General features: G+C 55.7%; 20 protein-coding genes and 1 other annotated feature. Of the genes, 19 read left to right on the top strand and 1 reads right to left on the bottom strand.

All coding sequences use genetic code 11. From position 1 onward, the window contains the following. Positions 1–13: 13 nt before the first annotated feature. The 3 genes from ACTVIM_RS12930 to uvrC are packed head-to-tail and all read left to right on the top strand — an operon-like array spanning position 14 to position 4,210. Positions 14–943, top strand: a complete 930-nt coding sequence (locus ACTVIM_RS12930) for an FTR1 family iron permease (RefSeq protein ID WP_445612819.1) — start codon at positions 14–16, stop codon at positions 941–943. Positions 944–990: 47 nt separating this feature from the next. Continuing rightward, positions 991–2,427, top strand: coding sequence for a nucleoporin-interacting protein (locus ACTVIM_RS12925; protein ID WP_445612818.1), 1,437 nt, complete (start codon positions 991–993; stop codon positions 2,425–2,427). A gap of 10 nt (positions 2,428–2,437) precedes the next feature. After that, entirely contained in the window at positions 2,438–4,210 is a 1,773-nt protein-coding gene (gene uvrC / locus ACTVIM_RS12920; protein WP_445612817.1) for an excinuclease ABC subunit UvrC, read from the top strand. A gap of 88 nt (positions 4,211–4,298) precedes the next feature. On the opposite strand, the gene ACTVIM_RS12915 is transcribed toward uvrC, so the two are convergent. Continuing rightward, positions 4,299–4,781 (bottom strand): YslB family protein, encoded by a 483-nt coding sequence (locus ACTVIM_RS12915; protein ID WP_445612816.1) that lies wholly within the window; start codon positions 4,779–4,781, stop codon positions 4,299–4,301. Positions 4,782–5,022: 241 nt separating this feature from the next. Here ACTVIM_RS12915 and ACTVIM_RS12910 point away from each other — a divergent pair, with 241 nt between their 5' ends. The 16 genes from ACTVIM_RS12910 to leuB all read left to right on the top strand — a co-directional run bounded on the left by ACTVIM_RS12910 (position 5,023) and on the right by leuB (position 21,370). Continuing rightward, entirely contained in the window at positions 5,023–5,631 is a 609-nt protein-coding gene (locus ACTVIM_RS12910) for a succinate dehydrogenase cytochrome b558 subunit (RefSeq protein WP_033020324.1), read from the top strand. A 185-nt stretch (positions 5,632–5,816) separates the two neighbouring features. Next, positions 5,817–7,574 carry a succinate dehydrogenase flavoprotein subunit gene (sdhA, locus tag ACTVIM_RS12905; RefSeq protein WP_061912436.1) on the top strand — a complete coding sequence of 586 codons (1,758 nt, stop codon included), beginning with the start codon at positions 5,817–5,819 and terminating at the stop codon, positions 7,572–7,574. A gap of 1 nt (position 7,575) precedes the next feature. Then, positions 7,576–8,337, top strand: coding sequence for a succinate dehydrogenase iron-sulfur subunit (sdhB, locus tag ACTVIM_RS12900; protein WP_033020319.1), 762 nt, complete (start codon positions 7,576–7,578; stop codon positions 8,335–8,337). A gap of 172 nt (positions 8,338–8,509) precedes the next feature. Further along, positions 8,510–8,734, top strand: a complete 225-nt coding sequence (locus ACTVIM_RS12895) for a helix-turn-helix domain-containing protein (RefSeq protein WP_445612815.1) — start codon at positions 8,510–8,512, stop codon at positions 8,732–8,734. Between the two features lie 211 nt (positions 8,735–8,945). Further along, a complete protein-coding gene (locus ACTVIM_RS12890; RefSeq protein ID WP_033020316.1) occupies positions 8,946–9,389 on the top strand; it encodes a MarR family winged helix-turn-helix transcriptional regulator in 444 nt (147 codons plus the stop codon). A gap of 9 nt (positions 9,390–9,398) precedes the next feature. Continuing rightward, complete coding sequence (racE, locus tag ACTVIM_RS12885) at positions 9,399–10,193, top strand: glutamate racemase (protein ID WP_445612814.1); 795 nt, start codon at positions 9,399–9,401, stop codon at positions 10,191–10,193. 105 nt (positions 10,194–10,298) lie between these two features. After that, positions 10,299–11,372, top strand: a complete 1,074-nt coding sequence (locus tag ACTVIM_RS12880) for a GerMN domain-containing protein (protein ID WP_445612813.1) — start codon at positions 10,299–10,301, stop codon at positions 11,370–11,372. A gap of 141 nt (positions 11,373–11,513) precedes the next feature. After that, positions 11,514–12,284, top strand: a complete 771-nt coding sequence (gene rph / locus ACTVIM_RS12875) for a ribonuclease PH (RefSeq protein WP_033020364.1) — start codon at positions 11,514–11,516, stop codon at positions 12,282–12,284. Beyond that, positions 12,281–12,895, top strand: coding sequence for an XTP/dITP diphosphatase (locus ACTVIM_RS12870; RefSeq protein WP_033020311.1), 615 nt, complete (start codon positions 12,281–12,283; stop codon positions 12,893–12,895). The genes rph and ACTVIM_RS12870 overlap by 4 nt, the downstream gene beginning before the upstream one ends. Next, positions 12,892–13,407 carry a metallophosphoesterase family protein gene (locus tag ACTVIM_RS12865; RefSeq protein WP_445612812.1) on the top strand — a complete coding sequence of 172 codons (516 nt, stop codon included), beginning with the start codon at positions 12,892–12,894 and terminating at the stop codon, positions 13,405–13,407. The genes ACTVIM_RS12870 and ACTVIM_RS12865 overlap by 4 nt, the downstream gene beginning before the upstream one ends. A gap of 610 nt (positions 13,408–14,017) precedes the next feature. Further along, complete coding sequence (ilvE, locus tag ACTVIM_RS12860) at positions 14,018–14,917, top strand: branched-chain-amino-acid transaminase (RefSeq protein ID WP_144975745.1); 900 nt, start codon at positions 14,018–14,020, stop codon at positions 14,915–14,917. 16 nt (positions 14,918–14,933) lie between these two features. Next, positions 14,934–15,200: a binding site (T-box leader), on the top strand. A gap of 73 nt (positions 15,201–15,273) precedes the next feature. Beyond that, positions 15,274–17,013, top strand: coding sequence for an acetolactate synthase large subunit (ilvB, locus tag ACTVIM_RS12855; RefSeq protein WP_445612811.1), 1,740 nt, complete (start codon positions 15,274–15,276; stop codon positions 17,011–17,013). Next, complete coding sequence (gene ilvN / locus ACTVIM_RS12850; protein WP_033020304.1) at positions 16,992–17,510, top strand: acetolactate synthase small subunit; 519 nt, start codon at positions 16,992–16,994, stop codon at positions 17,508–17,510. Before ilvB ends, ilvN begins: the two co-directional genes overlap by 22 nt. A gap of 167 nt (positions 17,511–17,677) precedes the next feature. Beyond that, positions 17,678–18,703: a ketol-acid reductoisomerase gene (ilvC, locus tag ACTVIM_RS12845; RefSeq protein WP_144975743.1), complete on the top strand. Its 1,026-nt coding sequence runs from the start codon at positions 17,678–17,680 to the stop codon at positions 18,701–18,703. After that, positions 18,690–20,237 carry a 2-isopropylmalate synthase gene (locus tag ACTVIM_RS12840; RefSeq protein WP_445612810.1) on the top strand — a complete coding sequence of 516 codons (1,548 nt, stop codon included), beginning with the start codon at positions 18,690–18,692 and terminating at the stop codon, positions 20,235–20,237. Before ilvC ends, ACTVIM_RS12840 begins: the two co-directional genes overlap by 14 nt. Before the next feature lie 17 nt (positions 20,238–20,254). Then, a complete protein-coding gene (gene leuB, locus ACTVIM_RS12835; RefSeq protein WP_033844253.1) occupies positions 20,255–21,370 on the top strand; it encodes a 3-isopropylmalate dehydrogenase in 1,116 nt (371 codons plus the stop codon). Positions 21,371–21,372 lie beyond the last annotated feature (2 nt).

Genomic DNA, 21,372 nt, shown 5'->3' with positions numbered 1-21,372 from the left:
GGAGACGGGGGGCATGGAAGTTCAAGCGCTGCTCATTACGTTTCGTGAAGCGCTCGAGGCGCTGCTGATCGTCGGAATTATTACGTCGTATTTGAAACGGGTGAACCATCGCGAGTATACGAAATACGTGTGGCTTGGCGCCGCCTTGGCGGTGGCCGCCAGCGTCGGTGTCGCTATGTTGTTTCAGCTTGTCTTTACCGGGTTTGCCGCCATGGGCAGCGAAACGTACTTGAAAATCGGCATCATGATCATTTCGACGCTGCTGTTGACGCAAATGGTGTTTTGGATGGCCGAGCATAGCCGCGACATGAAAAAAAGTGTCGAAGGGAAAATGGATCGGTTCATCACCGCCGGCAATGTCGCCGGCATGGTCATTCACTCGTTTTTAGTCGTCTTGCGCGAAGGCGTGGAAACCGTCTTCTTCTTCGCCGCCATCACGCACGGCAACATCGGTGCGGCGCTGCAAGGCTGGGGAGCGGCGACAGGCATCGCCGTCGCCGCGTTGGTCAGCTACTTCTTCTTTAAGGGAACGATGCGCATCCCGCTCAAGACATTCTTTAAAGTGACCGGCGCTTTTATCGTCTTGATCGCCGCCGGCTTGCTCGTGCAAGCCATTTCCATGATGCAAGACATCGGTCTGATCGGCAGCGTCATGCCGCACGTGTACGATTTGACTTGGCTGCTTCCGGAACACCCGATCGATTATGAGCACTATGTGCGCGACCACGGCGTCGCTCCCATTTTCTCCGGTGAAGTCGGTGTCTTTTTCAAAGCGTTGTTTGGCTACTCGTCGATGCCGTCGCTCGAGGAAATGATCGCCTATATCGGCTACTTTGTCGTCGTTTTCTTGCTCGTGACGAGCCGCCAAGGCCAACAACACCGCAACGACAACGAGCCGCCGTCAGCCGCGGTCGTGAGAGAACAAGTGAAACACATGATGTAAAAGTGCAAGGCGTTGCGCCTTGTATTTTTTTCTTTGGAGGGAAGCTCGTGAAACGACTGTTGCCCGACCGGTTTTGGCTTTGTTTTGGCATCGGACTGGTCGCCGTTTTGGCCGGCGCCGGCCTGTATTGGGCCAGCCCGTATGCGGCCACATGGGATGAAGTCGATTTTGCCCTGGCGCTTCAGCGCTATGACTTGTTGGCCATGCAGCCGCATTTTCCCGGCTATCCGTATTTCATTTTCGGCGGCATGGTCGTTCACGCGGTCATCGCCAATCCGGCTAAGGCGCTGTCCGTGTTGAATGTTCTCGTTCTCTTGTCCGTCGTTTTTCCGCTTGTGTGGCTGCTGCGCCGGCAGATGGCGCTGCCGGCGGCGCTGCTCGCCGCTTTGGCCGTGCTCTCTTCAAGCTATGCGCTCCTCGCCGCCGCCCGGCCGATGTCCGACGGTGCGGCGCTCGGCGTGCTCTGGTGGTACATGTGGGCGGTGGAGCGGGCGCACCGACAGACGACATGGAAGGCGCAGCTGTTGCCGGCCGCCTTGTTCAGCGTGCTGATGGGAGTGCGCCTGTCGTATGCCCCATTCGGCGCCGCGCTGTTGTTCCTTTGGCATGAAGACTGGAACAGGCACCGCCGCTTGGGCCGGGTGGCGGCTTCCGTTTTGGCGGCCGCGTTGTTTCAGCTGATTTGGGTGGCGGCGGTGGCGCGCACGGAAGGCGGCCTTTTCCCGTTTTTCAAGCTCGGCTGGGCGTTTGTCCACGGCCATTTCAGTGAGTGGGGCGGAACGGCGGCGGTGAGCCCGCTTCCGTTTTCCGAGCGGGTGCGCCGTTTTTTGCTCGATAACTTTCTTTGGACCGGCATCGGCTGCCAAAACGCTTGGCTGCTCGCCGCCTATACGGCAATCGGCGCCATCGCTTGGCGCGCCGGTCGGTTTCGGCTGCCGCGCGCGCTCGTCGTTTCCGCCCTGCTGTATGCCGTCTGGGCGTTATTGGCGCAAAACATCGAAAAGCCGCGCCACCTTCTTCCGTTGATCCATTTTACCCTGTTGTATGTGTGGGGCTGCTTGTTGGCCGCGCCGCGGAGATGGGGATTAGCGTTGGCGGCCGCGGTCGTGCTTTTGCAGGCGGCCGTCGGCATCGGACAGCTGCGCGAGCAAGTGGCGACGCCGCCGGCTGTATACCAGTTGGCGGACGAGTTGCGTGACAAACGGCAATCGTTTGTGGTATATACGTGGGAAGAAACGCGCGTGTTCGACTATTTGCATGTGCCGTTTCCGCATAAAGAGGTGTTCCATTTTTCCTTCTTTTTGCAAGACAAAGAAAACTATCGCCATGCTACAATTTATATGACCAATCATGTTGTTGACGGGTTTCGCGCCCAAGGCGTCGATGTTTCCCGCCATGTGCGCCAAGTGAAAACGTATCGTTCCAGTCCGCTTGCCGATCCGGTGTACGGAACGATTACGCTGTACGAATGGATGGAGCAGTGAGGTGGTGGCCATGAACGAGCGGCTGAAAGAAAAACTGGCGGTGCTGCCGGAGCAGCCGGGCTGCTATTTAATGAAAGACAAATACGGAACGGTCATTTACGTCGGCAAGGCGAAGTCGCTAAAAGCGCGCGTCCGCTCGTATTTTACCGGGACGCACGACGGCAAAACGCAGCGGCTCGTCGAGGACATCGCCGATTTTGAATACATTGTCACTTCGTCAAACGCCGAGGCGCTCATTTTGGAAATGAACTTGATCAAAAAGCATGATCCGAAATACAACGTCATGCTAAAAGATGATAAAAGCTATCCGTTTATTAAAATTACCGCGGAAACACATCCGCGCCTCTTGATCACCCGTAAAGTGAAAAAAGACGGCGGCAAATATTTCGGCCCGTACCCGAACGTGCAGGCGGCGAACGAGACGAAAAAGCTGCTCGACCGTTTGTATCCGCTCCGCAAATGTTCGACGCTCCCTGCGCGCCCGTGTTTGTATTACCATATGGGCCAATGTCTCGCCCCGTGCGTCCATCCGGTGTCAGACGAGCAAAACAAGGCGATCGTCGAGCGAATCGTCCGCTTTTTAAACGGCGGCCATGAAGAAGTGAAGCGGGAGCTGAGCCAGAAAATGCACGAGGCGGCGGAGGCGCTCGAGTTTGAGCGGGCGAAAGAATACCGCGACCAAATCGCAGCGATTGAGATGACGATGGAAAAGCAAAAAATGATGCTCAACGATTTTATCGACCGCGATGTGTTCGGCTATGCCTATGACAAAGGCTGGATGTGCGTGCAAGTGTTTTTCCTCCGCCAAGGGAAGCTGATCGAGCGCGATGTGTCGATCTTTCCGCTCTATCAGGATCCGGATGAGGAGATGCTGACGTTTTTAGGTCAGTTTTACGCGAAAGCGCACCATTTGAAGCCAAAGGAAGTCGTCTTGCCGGCCGACATCGACGGCGAACTCGCCCGCGCGCTGCTTGGCGTCCATGTCGTCCAGCCGAAAAGAGGAAAGAAAAAAGAGCTTGTCGAGCTGGCAAGCAAAAACGCGGCCATTGCGCTGAAAGAAAAATTTTATTTCATCGAGCGGGACGAAGAACGGACGATCAAAGCCATCGAGCGTCTCGGCGAGCGGCTCGGCATTCCGGCGCCGCGCCGCATCGAGGCGTTCGATAACTCAAACATCTACGGGGCCGATCCGGTCTCGGCGCTCGTTGTCTTCCTGGACGGCAAACCGGCGAAAAAAGAGTACCGCAAATATAAGGTGAAAACGGTCGCGGGGCCGAACGACTACGAGTCGATGCGCGAAGTCGTGCGCCGCCGCTATACGCGCGTGCTGAAAGAGGGGCTGCCGCTTCCCGATTTGATCATTATCGACGGCGGCAAAGGCCATTTGTCGGCGGTGCGCGACGTGCTCGAGAACGAGCTCGGCCTCGATGTGCCGCTCGCCGGGCTGGCGAAGGACGACAAACATCGCACATCGGAGCTTTGGGCCGGCGACCCGCCCGCCGTTGTGCCGCTTGACCGGCAAAGCCAAGAGTTTTATTTGCTGCAGCGCATTCAAGATGAAGTGCACCGGTTTGCGATCACCTTCCACCGAAAGACGCGGCAGAAGACGATGTTCCATTCGGTGCTCGATGACATCCCCGGTGTCGGCGCCAAACGGAAAAAAGCGTTATTAAACTATTTTGGCTCGGTGAAAAAGATGAAAGAAGCGTCGATTGAAGAGTTGCAGCAGGCGAACATTCCGCGGGCGGTGGCGGAGAAAATTTACGAGAAGCTGCATGAATAGCCGAAAACGTTTGAAGGGGAAGACGAGTGAAGCGGGGAGAAACGGGAATAGACGAAAAGGGCGTTTTGATGAGACGCCCTTTTTGCCTTTATTCGTCTCCCGTCGTTTGCGCTTCTTGTTCATCGATTCGCTGCTTTCGGTCCCATTTGACGAAAATGCGCGCCTTGCCGTCCCGTTTTGGCGGCAATTCGATCGCTTCGGTGACCAATCGCGTTTGCCGCTCGATCTGCTGGGCGAGAAACCCCGCTTCGAGCTGGCACGCGCAGCGCTCATAAACGGAACAGCGGGCGGCGATGATGGCGCCGGACAGCTCGACGGATAGACCGTCGTTTTGTTCTTTGACGATCGATAGTGTTCCCCACCCGGCCCGTTCAAAAAATGTTTTGACCTCATCGAGCGTGTCGAGCGGGTAGCGCCGCGCCAGCTGTTTGCCGGCCCAATACAGCAGCGAGTCGGCGTCCTTGCCAAGCAGCTCAGGAAGAAGCGCATGGCGGAGCAGCTCAGCGCCAAACGCGGAATCGGAAATCGATCCAAATGTTTCATACAGCTTTTCTAATGACGGCAGTTTCATTGCAGCCCCCTCTTTCTATCCATTTCCTCATTATAGCGGAATTGCCGTCGATGTGCATCATCTTTCCGGGAGGGCACAACTATGAGAATGTTTGAACATTTTGTGGCGATGTTTTCTTGACGCTCGTACGTTGTGGGAGTACAATGAATGTGACAAAGCGAATGAGGGAATGGAAGTTGTTTCCGTTTCCACGCTGCGAGCGAGAAGGGCATATTTTTCATCAACTGAAGGGGGTTTCCATATGGCAGGGAATCGGGAGTTTTACTACCGCCGGCTCCATTCGTTGCTCGGGGTCATTCCCGTTGGCGTCTTTTTAGTGCAGCATTTGGTCGTCAACCATTTTGCAACGCGTGGGCCGGAAGCGTTTAACCGGGCGGCGGCGTTTATGGAAAACTTGCCGTTCCGCTATTTTCTTGAAATTTTCGTCATTTTCCTTCCGCTATTGTTTCATGCGGTATACGGCATTTACATCGCGTTTACGGCCAAGTTCAATACGAGCCAGTACGGCTATTTCCGCAACTGGATGTTCATGCTTCAGCGGATCACCGGCATCATCACATTGATTTTTGTCGTCTGGCATGTGTATGAAACGCGCGTACAAGCCGCGTTTGGCGCCGAAGTGAATTACGAGATGATGGCGAATATTGTAAATAATCCGTTCATGCTTTGGTTTTATATTATCGGAATTTTATCAACCGTGTTTCATTTCGCCAACGGCTTATGGTCGTTCTGCGTCAGCTGGGGCTTGACGGTGACCCCTCGTTCGCAGCAAGTGTTCACGTACATTACGATGCTCATTTTTGTCGCCCTTTCGATTGTCGGCATTCGCGCCATTTTGGCGTTCGCGTAAAAACAGCTTGGCTGGATGGGAAAAGCGGATTTGACGCGGACATTTTCGTTGGGAATCGCTGCGTGGGCTCGTGACGGATCGCGCCCTCGCCGTTCGCCGAACGATCGCTTGGTCGATGGCGGGACGGCAAGGTCAAACGCGCGGCATAGAAGCAGAAGCAGCAATCTATTAGGGAGTGAGTAGCTATGAAAAAAGGGAAAATCATCGTTGTCGGCGGCGGCTTGGCCGGTTTGATGGCCACGATTAAAATCGCCGAAGCAGGGGTGCCTGTCGAGTTGTTTTCGCTCGTTCCGGTGAAGCGTTCTCACTCCGTCTGTGCCCAAGGCGGCATTAACGGAGCGGTCAACACAAAAGGGGAAGGCGACTCGCCGTGGGAACATTTTGACGATACCGTCTACGGCGGTGACTTTTTGGCCAACCAACCTCCGGTCAAAGCGATGTGCGAGGCGGCGCCGGGGATCATTTACATGCTCGACCGGATGGGCGTCATGTTCAACCGGACGCCGGAAGGATTGCTTGATTTCCGCCGCTTTGGGGGAACACAGCATCACCGCACCGCTTACGCCGGCGCGACGACCGGCCAGCAAATTTTGTACGCGCTTGATGAGCAAGTGCGCCGTCATGAAGTGGCTGGGCTCGTCACGAAGTACGAGCACTGGGAGTTTTTAGGCGTCGTTTTGGATGAGGAGCAAATTTGCCGCGGCATCGTCGCTCAAGACTTGCGATCGATGGAAATTAAAGCGTTTCCTGCCGATGCCGTCATTTTGGCGACCGGCGGCCCGGGGATCATTTTCGGGAAATCGACGAACTCGGTCATCAACACCGGTTCCGCGGCTTCGATCGCCTATCAGCAAGGCGTTTACTACGCGAACGGCGAGTTTATTCAAATCCATCCGACCGCCATTCCAGGCGATGATAAGCTTCGCCTCATGAGCGAATCGGCGCGCGGGGAAGGCGGCCGCGTCTGGACGTACAAGGACGGCAAACCATGGTATTTTCTTGAAGAAAAATACCCGGCTTACGGAAACTTGGTGCCGCGTGACATCGCTGCCCGGGAAATTTTCCATGTGTGCGTCGACTTGAAGCTCGGCATCAACGGCGAGAACATGGTGTATTTGGATTTGTCGCACAAGGATCCAAAAGAGCTGGATATTAAGCTCGGCGGCATTATCGAAATTTACGAGAAGTTCATGGGCGAAGACCCGCGCAAAGTGCCGATGAAAGTGTTCCCGGCCGTTCACTATTCGATGGGCGGCTTATGGGTCGATTATGATCAAATGACGAACATCAAAGGGCTGTTTGCCGCCGGCGAGTGCGACTACTCCATTCACGGCGCCAACCGCCTCGGGGCGAACTCGCTCTTATCGGCCATCTACGGCGGAATGGTCGCCGGTCCGAACGCGGTTCGCTACATCCGCGGCCTTGAGAAATCGGCGGATGCCATGCCGTCGACGCTGTATGACAGCTATGTAAAACGGGAGCAAGAAAAGTGGGAAGCCATTTTGGCGATGGACGGCACGGAAAACGCCTACGTGCTGCATAAAGAGCTCGGCGAGTGGATGACGGCGAACGTGACGATCGTCCGCTACAACGACCGGCTGCTGAAGACGGATGAGAAAATTCAAGAGCTGATGGAGCGTTACAAAAACATCAGCGTCACCGACACGTCAAGATGGAGCAACCAAGGGGCGACGTTTATCCGTCAGCTGCACAACATGCTGCAGCTCGCCCGCGTCATTACGCTTGGCGCTTACCACCGGAACGAAAGCCGCGGCGCGCATTACAAACCGGAGTTTCCAGAGCGCAATGACGAAGAGTGGCTGAAAACGACGATGGCTCGCTACACGCCAGACGGTCCGGCGTTCCACTACGAAGATGTCGACGTCTCGTTGATTAAACCGCGCAAGCGCGACTATAGCAAAAAGAAAGAGGAAGTGAAGTAAGATGAGCGAGAACAAAACGGTTCGATTCATCATCACGCGCCAAGATCGTCCGGATTCCGCGCCGTATGAAGAAGAATTCGTCATTCCGTACCGCCCGAACATGAACGTCATTTCCGCGCTCATGGAAATTCGGCGCAACCCGGTCAACGCCAAAGGGGAAAAAACGACGCCGGTCGCCTGGGAAATGAACTGTTTGGAAGAGGTGTGCGGAGCCTGTTCGATGGTGATTAACGGCAAACCGCGCCAAGCGTGCGCCGCGCTCATTGACAAGCTCGAGCAGCCGATCCGCCTCGAGCCGATGCGCACGTTTCCGGTCATTCGCGATTTGGTCATCGACCGGAGCCGGATGTTTGACGCCTTAAAACGCGTCAAAGCGTGGATACCGATCGACGGAACGTATGACCTTGGCCCGGGGCCGCGCATGCCGGAGCGGAAGCGGCAATGGGCGTACGAGCTGTCGAAATGCATGACGTGCGGCGTCTGCCTCGAAGCGTGCCCGAACGTCAACAGCAAGTCGAACTTTATCGGCCCGGCCCCGCTGTCGCAAGTGCGGCTGTTTAACGCCCATCCGACCGGGGCGATGCATAAGGCGGAGCGATTGCGGGCGATCATGGGCGACGGCGGGCTGGCGAACTGCGGCAACTCGCAAAACTGCGTGCAGTCGTGCCCGAAAGGCATTCCGCTGACCACGTCGATCGCCGCCTTAAACCGGGATACAACGATTCAAATGTTCCGCGACTTCTTTGGCAGCGACGAAGTCTAACTGCACGACCTCCCCTTCTTGTTCGGCAGGAAGGGGAGGTCGTATTTTTTTCCTATTTTTCTATTAGATAAACAAATTTTCGTCACCGCCGTTCTTGTTCTCACATACGATATGGCGAGGAAATACCCATCCGGCAGTTCGGGCCCATTGAGAGCAAGGAGGGTTACCAGCGTTGAAGGACAAATCGTTTCAAGCGAAGCCGCTCTTGACAAGAAGAGAAAAAGAAGTGTTTGAATTGCTCGTGCAAGACAAGACGACCAAGGAAATCGCCCAAGAGCTGTTTATCAGCGAGAAAACGGTTCGCAACCATATTTCGAACGCGATGCAAAAGCTTGGGGTCAAGGGGCGCTCACAAGCGGTCATCGAATTGCTTCGAATGGGCGAACTTGAATTATAAACGATGCCGGCTTTCCATGACGGACAGCCGGCTGTTATGTTCGATTGCGGCCGGACGAGGCTCGATGCCAAGCCGGCCTTTCTGTGCGGCGATGGCCGCATTTTTCTATTTGCTTCTATGATGCGGTGGTGTAAAATAAAAAACAAAGGAGAGCCGTTGGCGCAAGCCGCCGTTCGGGGCTGGGCCGCGAAAATGATCAAGGGGAGATTGTATGCCGTCAGCGATGAATGAAAAAACGGTTGCCGAGTTGGAGAAATTGCTTCGCTATATCGCCGCCAATTTAAAGCAGCGCGGCCGCGAAATTTTAACGAACTACCCGATCACCCCACCGCAGTTTGTCGCCCTCCAGTGGCTGCTTGAAGAAGGGGACTTGACGGTCGGCGAGTTATCGAACAAAATGTATTTGGCGTGCAGCACGACGACGGATTTGATTGACCGCATGGAGCGAAACGGCCTTGTCGCCCGGGTTCGCGATGAACACGACCGCCGCGTCGTCCGCATTCATCTGTTGGAAAAAGGAGAGCGGATTATCGAAGAGGTGATTGAAAAACGCCAGCGCGATTTGGCGCGAGTGCTAGAACGTTTTTCAGACGACGAAATAACTATGTTTGAACACTGTTTGCGCAAATTGCATCAAGAAATGACGAAAGAATGAGGCGATCACTTGGAACGAGCAATTGGTGTCATCGATTCAGGAGTCGGCGGCTTGACGGTCGCCAAAGAAATTATGCGGCAGCTGCCAAAAGAGCAAATTATCTATCTTGGCGATACCGCCCGTTGTCCGTACGGACCGCGTCCGGTGGAAGACATCCGGCGGTTTACGTGGCAAATGATCGATTACTTGCAGCAATATCCGTTGAAAATGCTGGTTATCGCCTGCAACACGGCGACGGCGGTCGCGCTTGACGAAGTGCGGATGAAGCTTGATATCCCGGTGCTTGGCGTCGTTCATCCCGGAGCCCGCGCTGCTTTGAAGGCGACCAAAAGCGGGCATATCGGCGTGATCGGCACGGTCGCCACCATTCGCAGCCGGGCGTACGAGACGGCGCTCCAGTCGATCAACCCGCGCGTTCACGTCGAGAGTTTGGCCTGTCCAAAGTTTGTTCCGCTTGTCGAAAGCGGCGACTTTGAAGGGGAGGAGGCGATGGCAATCGTCGCTGAATCGCTTGCTCCGCTCCGCCCGCTGCCGATGGATGTGCTCATTTTAGGATGCACTCATTATCCGTTGCTTGCTCCGCTCATTCGCGCGTATATGGGGAAAAAGGTAAAGCTCATCTGCTCGGGCGGCGAAACGGCCCGCGAGGTGAGCGCGATTTTGCACCATAGCCATCTCCTCTATACCGGCGAGCGTGAACCGGAGCATTTGTTTTTCACGACGGGGCCGAAAGAGCTGTTCGAAAAAATTTCCGGCAAATGGTTTGGAAAACCGATCGGCACCGTCGAGGCGATCCGGCTTTAGCGAAGAAAAATCCTTCAGCGTGTTGCGCTGGAGGATTTTTTTATTCTATTTTGCCAAACGGCTCGTATACATAGTAGTACAAACTACGAGTAGGAGGGAACGTCAATGAAACGGACGACTCACATATGGGCGGCGCCGATGCTTGCTTCCGTGTTATTGCTCGGCGGCTGCGGGTTGTTCGGCAAGGATGGGGCGGTGAAGGAAATCGATCCGCCGCAACACACAAGCTATGTCAAAGACGGCCAAGCGCTGCAAGAAGCGGGCAAAACCAAAACCAAGTCCAACGAACAAGCGAAAGCAACGGAGACGGTGAAGCGAGAGCTGTATCTCATTGACAAAAACGGCTTCGTTGTGCCGCAAACGGTCGAGCTGCCGAAAACGCAGGCTGTCGCCAAGCAGGTGCTTGAATACTTGGTTGAAGACGGTCCGGTCTCGCAAGTGCTGCCAAACGGTTTTCGCGCGGTCATTCCGGCCGGCACCACCGTGCTTGGGACAAAATTAGAGAAAGATGGAACATTGATCGCCGACTTTTCACCGGAATTCAAAAACTATAAACCGGAAGATGAAAAGCGGATTTTGCAAGCCATTACGTGGACGTTGACGCAATTCGACAACATTAAGCGCGTCAAAATTCGCATCAACGGCTATGACCAAGAAGTGATGCCGGTCAATAAAACGCCGATCCAAGGCGGTGTGAGCCGGGCCGATGGCATCAATATCCAAGCCAACGGCGTGCCGGATATTACAAACACGCATCCCGTCACCGTTTATTTTGTCGCCCAACAAGGGGGCAACACGTACTACGTGCCGGTGACGCGACGCGTATCGAATCGGGAAAAAGACGACATTGCCGCCGCTGTCAACGAGCTCATCCAAGGACCGGACGAAGGGAGCGGACTGGTCGGCGTCTTCCAGCCGGACGCCAAGTTGGTTGACGCCCCGAAGTATGAAGACGGCAAAGTGACGCTTAACTTCAACGAGGCGATTTATGGAAGCAACAAGAAAAACGTCATTTCCGATGTCGTCTTGAATTCGCTCGTGTTATCACTCACCGAGCAAAAAGGGATCGAAAGCGTCGCCATTACGGTCAACGGCAAGGCGAATCTCGTCACCGAAGACGGCAAACCGCTGACCAAGCCGGTGGCTCGGCCGCAAACCGTCAATACGGCTGCCTTTTAGCCGCGCTGGAGCGGCAGGTTGGAAAGGAATGGGCGATTATGGTATAACAAAGAGGGGGAACGGATTCCGCCTCTTTCTTTTTTTGCCGGAAAAACGTTGCGGCTTGGCGCCGCCATGGAACGGAAAAAGGAGGTCGCGCCGATGAGAATCGATGGACGAAGCAGCCGTGAGCTGCGGCCGGTGCATATACATCCACACTATTTGAAACACGCCGAAGGGTCTGTGCTGATCGAGGTAGGCGATACGAAAGTCATTTGTACGGCGACGCTGGAGGAAAAGGTGCCGCCGTTCATGCGCGGCGGCGGAAAAGGATGGATTACGGCCGAATATGGCATGCTGCCGCGGGCGACGGAACAGCGGAACGCGAGGGAAGCGAGCAAAGGGAAAGTGGCGGGGCGGACGATGGAAATTCAGCGCCTGATCGGCCGGGCGCTCCGCTCCGTCGTCGATTTGCAACAGCTCGGCGAGCGAACCGTCTGGATCGATTGCGACGTCATTCAGGCGGACGGCGGAACGCGGACCGCGTCGATTACCGGCGCCTACGTCGCGCTTGTGTTGGCGTTGGCCCGGCTGGTCGAAGACGGGAAGCTTGAATCGCTTCCGGTTCGCGATTTTCTTGCAGCGACGTCCGTGGGCATTGATCCCGAACTTGGGGTCATTCTTGACTTGAATTACAGCGAGGACGCCCGCGCGAAAGTCGATATGAACGTCGTGATGACGGGAGCTGGCCAATTTGTCGAAATTCAAGGCACGGGAGAGGAAGCGGCGTTTTCGCGCGCCGAGCTCGATGAACTGCTGGAAACGGCGCAAGCCGGCATCGAACGGCTGATCGCCGTTCAGCGGCAGGCGTTGGGCGAGTGGGCGGCACGCGTCGGGGAGAAACGAATAACGGAACAGGAGGGGGCGGAATGACCGAAATCGTCATCGCCACGAAAAATGCCGGTAAAGTACGGGAGTTTGCCGCCTTGTTCGAAAAGCGGGGCATCGAAGTGAAATCGCTCCTTGATTTCCCTGATGTTCCCGATGTCGAAGAAACGGGAAGCACGTTTGCTGAGAACGCCAAAATCAAGGCGGAAGCGGCCGCGGATCGCTTGCGGCGGCCGGTGATCGCCGACGATTCGGGACTGGCGGTCGATGCGCTCGGCGGTCGGCCGGGCGTCTATTCGGCCCGCTACGCGGGGGAAGAGAAAAACGATGCTCGCAATATCGCCAAATTGCTCAGTGAACTCGAAGGGGTGCCGATGGAAAAGCGCACCGCCCGCTTTCATTGCGCGCTCGCCGTCGCGATCCCCGGGCGGCCGACCGCTGTTGTTGAGGCGACGTGCGACGGCTATATCACCGAGGCGCCGCGCGGGGAAGGCGGCTTTGGCTACGATCCGGTGTTTTACGTGCCTGAACGGGGGAAAACAATGGCGGAACTCGCGCCAGACGAAAAAAACGTGATTAGCCACCGGGCGAAAGCGCTGGCCAAGCTGGAAGAGCAGTGGGACGACATCATCGGGGAGAAGGGGGAAAGCGAATGAAGGCGATCATTGTCAGCGACAGTCATGGACTGACGGACGAACTGGCGCAAATCGCCGCCCGCCATCGCCATGAAGCGGATTTGTTCATCCATTGCGGCGATTCCGAACTAGCGGTCGAAGCGGAAGAAATCGCTCCGTTTGCCGTCGTGCGCGGCAATTGCGACTGGGCGGCGTTTCCGAATGAGCGCATGGTGGAGGCGGCCGGTATCCGTTTTTTGATCACCCACGGCCATTTATACGGCGTGAAAACATCGTTGTCGCGCTTAAGCGATCGGGCCGAGGAAGCAGGGGCGGACGTCATCTGCTTCGGGCATTCGCATCTCGCCGGAGTGGAGAAGATGGGCGGCCGCCTGTTCATCAATCCCGGCAGCATTGCGCTGCCGCGGGGAAGAACGGAAAAGACATATGCGGTGCTTTCGATCGACGGTGGACGGGCTCACGTGCAGTTTTATGATGTTAGCGGGCGGCCGATCGCGGAAATGGAACGAACCGTTTCGCTTGAACGGACATGACGCGACCGATAGTCGAAAAATGTCGTTTCAAGAAGCTTCGCGAACAGAAGTGACGGAGCCGTCTGGTCTGCCTTTCGCCGCTATTTTCGCAAGTGGTTAAAGCTGGTCGCCCGCTCCTTCGCCGCTATTTTTCCAAGTGGTTAAAGCCGTTTGGTCTGCCTTTCGCCGCTATTTTTGCAGGCGCTGAAAGCTGTCTGCTTCGTTCATGACCGGCTTTTTTGCGGCGTAAGCAGAGCGGGGTTTTTCGAAACACACGGAGCTTGCAAGATCGCGCGTTTCCATTGAGAGGTTTCGCAACACGGGATGAGGAGCGGCGCTGAACAACGCCGTTCCGCGGGGAAAGAGAGGTTCGAGTGGCGGACCTCTTTTTTTTTGCGCGCCGAGCGCGGTTGGGCAGTGGGAGAAAAAATTTTTTCAATCGACAAACCCTTGATTCTATCATAATGTAAGCGTATACAAATAGTTTGACCAATCAAAATTTTCAAAAAAACGTTATTGACGGCCGCGAGGTTTAGCATTATTATAATTTTCAAACAAGGGAAACGACACCACAGGACGATCGGACCGTTGCGAGCGAACGGCGGGCTGATCAAGGAAGAGGGGAACCGAAGTGGGAGAACAATGGATCTTTTTAAACGGCGAATTTGTCACAAAAGAAAACGCCAAAATTTCGGTCTATGATCATGGGTTTTTGTACGGCGACGGGGTGTTTGAAGGCATCCGCGTCTACAGCGGCAACGTCTTTCGCCTCGAAGAGCATATCGATCGGCTGTACCATTCGGCGAAATCGATTTTGCTTGACATTCCATATACAAAGGACGAAATGATTGGCCACGTGCTCGAAACGATCCGCCGCAACGGCTATCAAGATGCGTACATTCGCTTAGTCGTCTCGCGCGGGGTCGGCGACTTAGGCTTGGATCCGTACAAGTGCAAAACGCCGCAAGTCGTCATTATCGTCGAGCCGCTCGCGCTTTTCCCGAAGCATTTATATGAAACGGGAATCGAAGTGGTGACGGTGGCGACGCGCCGCAACCGCTCCGATGTGCTGAGCCCGAAAGTCAAATCGCTCAACTATTTAAACAACGTGCTAGTCAAAATTGAGGCTCATCTGGCGAATGTGAGCGAAGCGCTCATCTTAAACGATCAAGGCTATGTCGCCGAAGGTTCGGGGGACAACGTATTCATCATCAAAAACGGCGTCATTTACACGCCGCCTGGGTATGTCGGGGCGCTTGAAGGCATCACGCGCCAAGCGATCATCGAAATCGCCGCGGATCTCGGCTATACGGTGAAAGAGGAGCCGTTTACCCGCCATGATGTGTATGTCGCGGATGAAGTGTTTTTGACCGGGACGGCGGCCGAAGTCATTTCCGTCATTAAAGTCGACGGCCGGACGATCGGCGATGGCACGCCGGGGCCGCACACCAAGCGGCTGTTGGAAGAATTCCGCCGCCGCGTTGTTGTCGAAGGAATTAAAGTGTATCCGACCAACGCCAACGTCGGCTGAGATGACAATTGCATAGGAAAAAGCGTTGACGAGGACAAGTAATCAGCGGGGTCAACATCCACAGAGAGCCGGGGGAGCTGGGAACCGGTGATGTTGCCGCTTGATGAACTCACCTCTGAGCGCCAGCCTGAACGCCGGACGGTGAGTAAGGCTGGACGAGTGGAGACGCGCGCTTCACTCGTTACCAAAACGAGCAACCAAGCGGTCTTGGTTGCTCCTGAGGCGGCCATCATGGCCGTGAAGAAGGGTGGTACCGCGGAAAGGAAACCTTTTCGCCCCTTTGGCTGGCTGAAGTCAGCCTTGGCGGGTGAAAAGGTTTTTTCTTATGGAGGACAAACGATGGGGGAGGAACGAGAATGACGAGAATGAACGTCGAGGAACAGGAAAAAGCGAAGACGAAAATGAAGCTGAACGGGTCATTGATGTTGATTGAGGCGCTGAAAGCGGAGGGAGTCGAAGTCATTTTCGGCTATCCGGGCGGGGCGGTGCTCCCGCTCTATGATGAGCTGTATAAGGCCGGCGTGTTTCACGTGTTGACCCGTCATGAACAAGGGGCGATTCATGCGGCGGAAGGATACGCGCGCATTTCGGGGAAACCGGGGGTCGTCATCGCCACTTCCGGACCGGGGGCGACCAACCTCGTCACCGGACTGACCGACGCGATGATGGATTCGTTGCCGCTCGTCGTCTTTACCGGGCAAGTGGCGACGAGCGTCATCGGCTCGGACGCGTTTCAAGAGGCGGACGTCGTCGGCATCACGATGCCAATCACCAAGCACAACTATCAAGTGCGCGACATCAGCGAGCTGCCTAGGATCATTAAAGAGGCGTTTCACATTGCGACGACCGGGCGGCCGGGGCCGGTGTTGATCGACATTCCAAAAGACATTACGACGGCCGAAGGGGAGTTTGATTATGATCAAGACGTTCATTTGCCCGGCTACCAGCCGACGACGCAGCCGAACCATTGGCAAATTCGCCGGCTCGTCGAGGCGGTCAGCCAATCAAAGCGGCCGGTCATTTTAGCCGGCGCCGGCGTCTTGCACGCCAATGCGGCTGACGAATTGCGGCAATACGCCGAGCAGCAAAACATTCCGGTCGTTCATACGCTCCTTGGTCTCGGCGGCTTCCCGGCCGATCATCCGCTTTTCCTCGGCATGGCCGGCATGCATGGGACGTATACGGCGAATATGGCGCTGTACGAATGCGATTTGCTCATCAACATCGGCGCCCGCTTCGATGACCGCGTTACCGGTAATTTAAACGATTTTGCGCCAAAGGCGACAGTCGCCCATATTGATATCGACCCGGCGGAGATCGGCAAAAACGTGCCGACGAAAATTCCGATCGTCAGCGATGCGAAAGCCGCCTTGCAAGAGCTGATCGCCCAGCAAGGCAAGCCGGCGGATACGGCGGCGTGGCTTGCCCAGCTTGATGAATGGAAGCGGCGCTTTCCGCTTTATTACGAACCGGAAGCCGGGACGATCAAACCGCAAAAACTGATCGAGATGATCTATGAAATGACAAACGGCGAGGCGATCGTGACAACGGACGTCGGCCAGCATCAAATGTGGGCGGCGCAATATTACAAGTTCAACCGGCCGCATCGGTGGGTGACGTCCGGGGGGCTCGGCACGATGGGGTTCGGTCTTCCGGCGGCGATCGGCGCCCAGCTTGCCGACCGGAGCGCCACGGTCGTGTCGATCGTCGGCGACGGCGGCTTCCAAATGACGTTCCAAGAGCTGTCGGTCATTCAAGAGTTGCAGCTGCCGATCAAAATCGTCATCGTCAACAATCAAGCGCTCGGCATGGTGCGGCAATGGCAGGAGCTGTTTTATGACAAACGGTACTCCCATTCGCTCATTCCGAACCAGCCGGATTTCGTCAAGCTTGCTGAAGCGTACGGCATGCTGGGGCTGCGGGCGAAGACCGAGGCGGAAGCGGCCGACGTGTTAAAACAGGCGTTTGCCATCAACGGTCCGGTGCTGCTTGACTTCCATGTCCGCGCCGACGAGAACGTCTATCCGATGGTCGCGCCCGGTAAAGGGCTTCATCAAATGGTGGGGGTGAAAGCATGCGAAGAATCATCACAATGACCGTCAACAATCGCCCCGGCGTCTTAAACCGCATCACCGGGCTGTTTACGAAGCGGCATTACAACATCGAGAGCATCACGGTCGGCCATACGGAAATCGAGGGGATTTCGCGGATGACATTTGTCGTCAATGTCGATGACGAACGGACCGCGGAACAAATCATTAAGCAGCTGAACAAGCAGATCGACGTGTTGAAAGTCAATGACATCACCGACCAAGCGATCGTCGCCCGCGAGCTGGCGCTCATTAAAGTGTCGGCTCCGCCTTCGGTCCGCCAGGAAATTTACACGCTCATCGAGCCGTTTCGCGCCTCAATCGTCGACGTCAGCAAAGACAGCCTCGTCATTCAAGTGACCGGCGAGCCGGACAAAGTCGAAGCGCTGATTGAACTGCTCCGCCCCTATGGGATCAAAGAAGTGGCGCGCACGGGAACGACCGCGTTCACCCGCGGGGCGCAAAAAACGGCGGCGCATCAGAAAACGGCGTTCATTATTTAAATCTTGCTCGCCAATGCCAGCGCTTGTTCTTTCAACGCGCAGTCAAAAACGGTGTTCATGATTTAACAGCTATCATAACAAAACCGTGTGGATCGCTTCACGGAACCGCCAAACAAGCGGCGGTCAAGCGTAGGGAGTCAAACTACAAAACAAAGGAGAGGGTAATCATGGCAAAAGTCTACTATAACGGAGATGCAAACGAACAATACCTGCAAGGGAAAACAGTCGCGATCATCGGTTATGGCTCGCAAGGCCACGCGCATGCGCAAAACTTGCGCGACAGCGGCGTCCGCGTCATCGTCGGACTGCGGAAAGGAAAATCGTGGGAGCAGGCGGAACAAGACGGATTTGAGGTGTATTCAGTCCGCGAAGCGGCGAAACAGGCGGATCTTGTCATGGTGCTGCTGCCGGATGAGAAGCAGCCGGCCGTGTACAAAGAGGAAATCGAGCCGGCGCTCGAGCCGGGCAACGCGCTTGTCTTCGCGCATGGATTTAACATCCATTTCAGCCAAATCGTCCCGCCGAATCATGTCGACGTCTTCTTGGTTGCGCCGAAAGGCCCAGGCCATCTCGTGCGGCGCACGTATGCCGAAGGAGCGGGCGTGCCGGCGCTCATCGCCGTCTATCAAGATGTGACCGGACACGCCAAAGAAACGGCGCTCGCCTACGCGAAAGCGATTGGCGCCGCTCGGGCGGGAGTGCTGGAGACGACGTTCAAAGAAGAAACGGAAACGGACTTGTTCGGGGAACAGGCGGTGCTTTGCGGCGGGTTGACCGCGCTCATTAAAGCGGGGTTTGAGACGCTTGTGGAAGCCGGGTATCAACCGGAAGTCGCGTATTTTGAATGTTTGCATGAAATGAAGCTGATCGTTGACCTCTTGTATGAGGGCGGGCTGTCGTGGATGCGGTATTCGATTTCCGATACGGCGCAATGGGGAGATTTCATCACGGGACCGCGCATTATTAATGATGCGGTGAAAGCGGAAATGAAAAAAGTGCTCGATGACATTCAAACCGGCAAATTCGCGAAGAGCTGGATTTTGGAAAACCAAGCGAACCGTCCGGAGTTCAACGCCATCAACCGGCGCGAAAACGAGCATTTGATCGAAATCGTCGGACGCGAACTGCGAAGCATGATGCCGTTTGTGAAAGCAAAACAAGTGGAGGCGGTGGGGTCAGGTGCGAAACATTAAGTTTTTTGACACCACATTGCGTGACGGGGAACAATCGGCTGGCGTGAATTTAAATTTGCAAGAAAAATTGGAAATTGCCCGTCAGCTCGAACGGCTGCGGGTGGACATCATCGAGGCGGGCTTTCCTGCCTCATCGAAAGGTGATTTTGCGGCGGTCAAACAAATCGCGGAAACGATACGAACATGCTCGGTCACCGGGCTGTCGCGTTCGGTCCGAAGCGACATCGATGCGGCGTGGGAGGCGTTAAAAGGCGGCGCCGAACCGCGTCTCCACCTATTCATCGCCACCTCGCCGATCCATATGGTGCATAAATTGCGGATGACGCCGGAACAAGTGATCGATGCGGCGGTGGAAGCGGTGAAATACGCCAAACGCTTTTTCCCGATCGTCCAATGGTCGGCGGAAGACGCGTGCCGAAGCGAACGGCCGTTTTTAGCGAAAATCGTCGCCGAGGTCATTAAAGCGGGCGCCTCGGTCATCAACATTCCCGATACGGTCGGCTATATTACGCCGAAAGAATACGGGGAGATTTTTCTCTATTTACAAAACAATGTTCCGAATATTGAAAAAGTATCACTCTCCGCTCATTGTCATGATGACTTGGGCATGGCGGTCGTGAATTCGCTGGCGGCCATTGAACACGGGGCGACGCAAGTCGAGTGTACGATCAACGGCATCGGCGAACGGGCCGGCAATGCGGCGCTCGAGGAAATCGCCGTCGCTCTTCACATCCGCAAAGACTACTATCAGGTGGAAACGCGCCTCAATTTGCAGGAAATTAAGCGCACAAGCAATCTTGTCAGCAAGCTGACCGGCGTGGTCGTTCCGCCGAACAAAGCGGTCGTCGGCAAAAACGCGTTTGCGCATGAATCGGGCATCCATCAAGACGGCGTCTTAAAAGAAAAAACGACATACGAAATTATTTCGCCGGAGCTCGTCGGCGTGCCGTCGAACTCGATGGTGCTCGGCAAACATTCCGGCCGCCATGCGCTCCGCAACCGCGTCGAGGAGCTTGGCTACACGTTGTCCGAAGAGGAAATCAATCAGTTGTTTGTCCGCTTTAAAGAGCTCGCTGACAAAAAGAAAGACATTACCGATGACGATTTGGTCGCCCTCATTTTCGAGGAAAAGTTCGACCACTTCAATGAATTTTATCAATTGTCTTCCATTCAAGTGCAATACGGAACGAATCAGATTCCGACAGCGGTCGTTGTGCTGAAAGACGGGAAAGGAAACGAAATCCAAGAGGCGGCGACCGGCGCCGGCAGCGTCGAGGCGCTGTACAACACGTTGGAGCGCTGTTTCCAAACGGCGGTGACGCTGCTAGATTACCGGATCGAATCGGTTGGCGGCGGCCGCGACGCGTTGGCGCAAGTGTTCGTCAAAGTGCGCGTCAACGACGTGGAAACGAGCGGGCGCGGCACCGCGCAAGACGTGCTGGAAGCTTCGGCGAAAGCGTACATTCACGCGATGAACCGCGCGGTGATGATCGAAGCGATGCGAGGAGAAAACGAGAAAGTCGCCACAACGTGAAACAGGAGGGGTTCATAATGGGAAACTATCGGATTGCCGTCTTGCCGGGCGATGGCATCGGCCAAGAAGTGACGGCCGGGGCGGTCGAAGTGTTGAAAGCGGTCGGAGTTCGCTTTGGCCATGAATTTACGTTCGAATATGGATGGATCGGCGGGGCGGCGATCGATGAAGCAGGGACGCCGCTCCCTGAGGAAACGCTTCGCCTTTGCCGGGAAAGCGACGCGGTACTGCTTGGGGCGGTCGGCGGTCCGAAATGGGATGGCAACCCTCCGCATCTGCGCCCGGAAAAAGGATTGCTCGCCATTCGCAAGCAGCTTGACTTGTATGCCAACTTGCGGCCGGTCGTTTGTTATGATTGCTTGGCTTCCGCTTCGCCGTTAAAACCCGACCTCGTCCAAGGAGTCGATTTCGTCATCGTCCGCGAGCTGACCGGCGGCATCTACTTCGGCCAACCGAGCGGCCGCGTCGTCGAAAACGGCGAAGAAAAAGCGGTTGACACGCTCTTATATAAAAAGGAAGAGATCGAACGGATCGTGCGCATGGCGTTTACCTTAGCGCGCGGCCGGAAGAAGAAAGTGACGTCGGTCGACAAGGCGAACGTCCTGTCCTCAAGCCGGTTATGGCGGGAAGTGGCCGAGGAGGTGGCCGAACAATTCCCGGACGTTGAGCTTGAGCATATGTTGGTCGACAATGCGGCGATGCAGATCATCCGCGCGCCGAAGCAGTTTGATGTGATCGTCACGGAAAACATGTTTGGCGATATTTTAAGCGATGAAGCATCGATGCTGTCCGGTTCGCTCGGCATGTTGCCGTCCGCCAGCTTATCCGCTTCCGGGCCGAGCTTGTATGAACCGGTGCACGGGTCGGCGCCGGATATCGCTGGTATGAACAAAGCCAATCCGATCGCCGCGATTTTGTCCGCTGCGATGATGCTGCGCTTGTCGTTCGGGCTGGCCACCGAGGCGGAAGCGATCGAACAGGCGGTCCATCAGGCGCTCGCGGCGGGCTTGCGCACCGCCGACTTGGCGCCAAGCGGCGGCCGTGTCGTAGCGACGGACGAAATGGTCGAGGAGATCAAAACAGCGGTACTCGACTATACCGCGATCGCGCAAATTATGACCGTTTACGCCTAAGA

This window comes from Geobacillus sp. YF-1 (genome assembly GCF_052692335.1).
Note: the sequence above shows the minus strand (reverse complement) of the source record. Positions and strands in the feature narration are given on the sequence as shown.

What these genes read in the sequence shown, in the direction of transcription:
- ACTVIM_RS12930 (WP_445612819.1), top strand. Translation starts at nt 14, where the DNA reads ATGGAAGTTCAAGCGCTGCTCATTACGTTTCGTGAAGCGCTCGAGGCG.
- uvrC (WP_445612817.1), top strand. Translation starts at nt 2,438, where the DNA reads ATGAACGAGCGGCTGAAAGAAAAACTGGCGGTGCTGCCGGAGCAGCCG.
- ACTVIM_RS12915 (WP_445612816.1), bottom strand. Translation starts at nt 4,781, where the DNA reads ATGAAACTGCCGTCATTAGAAAAGCTGTATGAAACATTTGGATCGATT.
- ACTVIM_RS12910 (WP_033020324.1), top strand. Translation starts at nt 5,023, where the DNA reads ATGGCAGGGAATCGGGAGTTTTACTACCGCCGGCTCCATTCGTTGCTC.
- sdhA (WP_061912436.1), top strand. Translation starts at nt 5,817, where the DNA reads ATGAAAAAAGGGAAAATCATCGTTGTCGGCGGCGGCTTGGCCGGTTTG.
- sdhB (WP_033020319.1), top strand. Translation starts at nt 7,576, where the DNA reads ATGAGCGAGAACAAAACGGTTCGATTCATCATCACGCGCCAAGATCGT.
- ACTVIM_RS12890 (WP_033020316.1), top strand. Translation starts at nt 8,946, where the DNA reads ATGCCGTCAGCGATGAATGAAAAAACGGTTGCCGAGTTGGAGAAATTG.
- ACTVIM_RS12880 (WP_445612813.1), top strand. Translation starts at nt 10,299, where the DNA reads ATGAAACGGACGACTCACATATGGGCGGCGCCGATGCTTGCTTCCGTG.
- rph (WP_033020364.1), top strand. Translation starts at nt 11,514, where the DNA reads ATGAGAATCGATGGACGAAGCAGCCGTGAGCTGCGGCCGGTGCATATA.
- ACTVIM_RS12870 (WP_033020311.1), top strand. Translation starts at nt 12,281, where the DNA reads ATGACCGAAATCGTCATCGCCACGAAAAATGCCGGTAAAGTACGGGAG.
- ACTVIM_RS12865 (WP_445612812.1), top strand. Translation starts at nt 12,892, where the DNA reads ATGAAGGCGATCATTGTCAGCGACAGTCATGGACTGACGGACGAACTG.
- ilvB (WP_445612811.1), top strand. Translation starts at nt 15,274, where the DNA reads ATGACGAGAATGAACGTCGAGGAACAGGAAAAAGCGAAGACGAAAATG.
- ilvN (WP_033020304.1), top strand. Translation starts at nt 16,992, where the DNA reads ATGCGAAGAATCATCACAATGACCGTCAACAATCGCCCCGGCGTCTTA.
- ilvC (WP_144975743.1), top strand. Translation starts at nt 17,678, where the DNA reads ATGGCAAAAGTCTACTATAACGGAGATGCAAACGAACAATACCTGCAA.
- leuB (WP_033844253.1), top strand. Translation starts at nt 20,255, where the DNA reads ATGGGAAACTATCGGATTGCCGTCTTGCCGGGCGATGGCATCGGCCAA.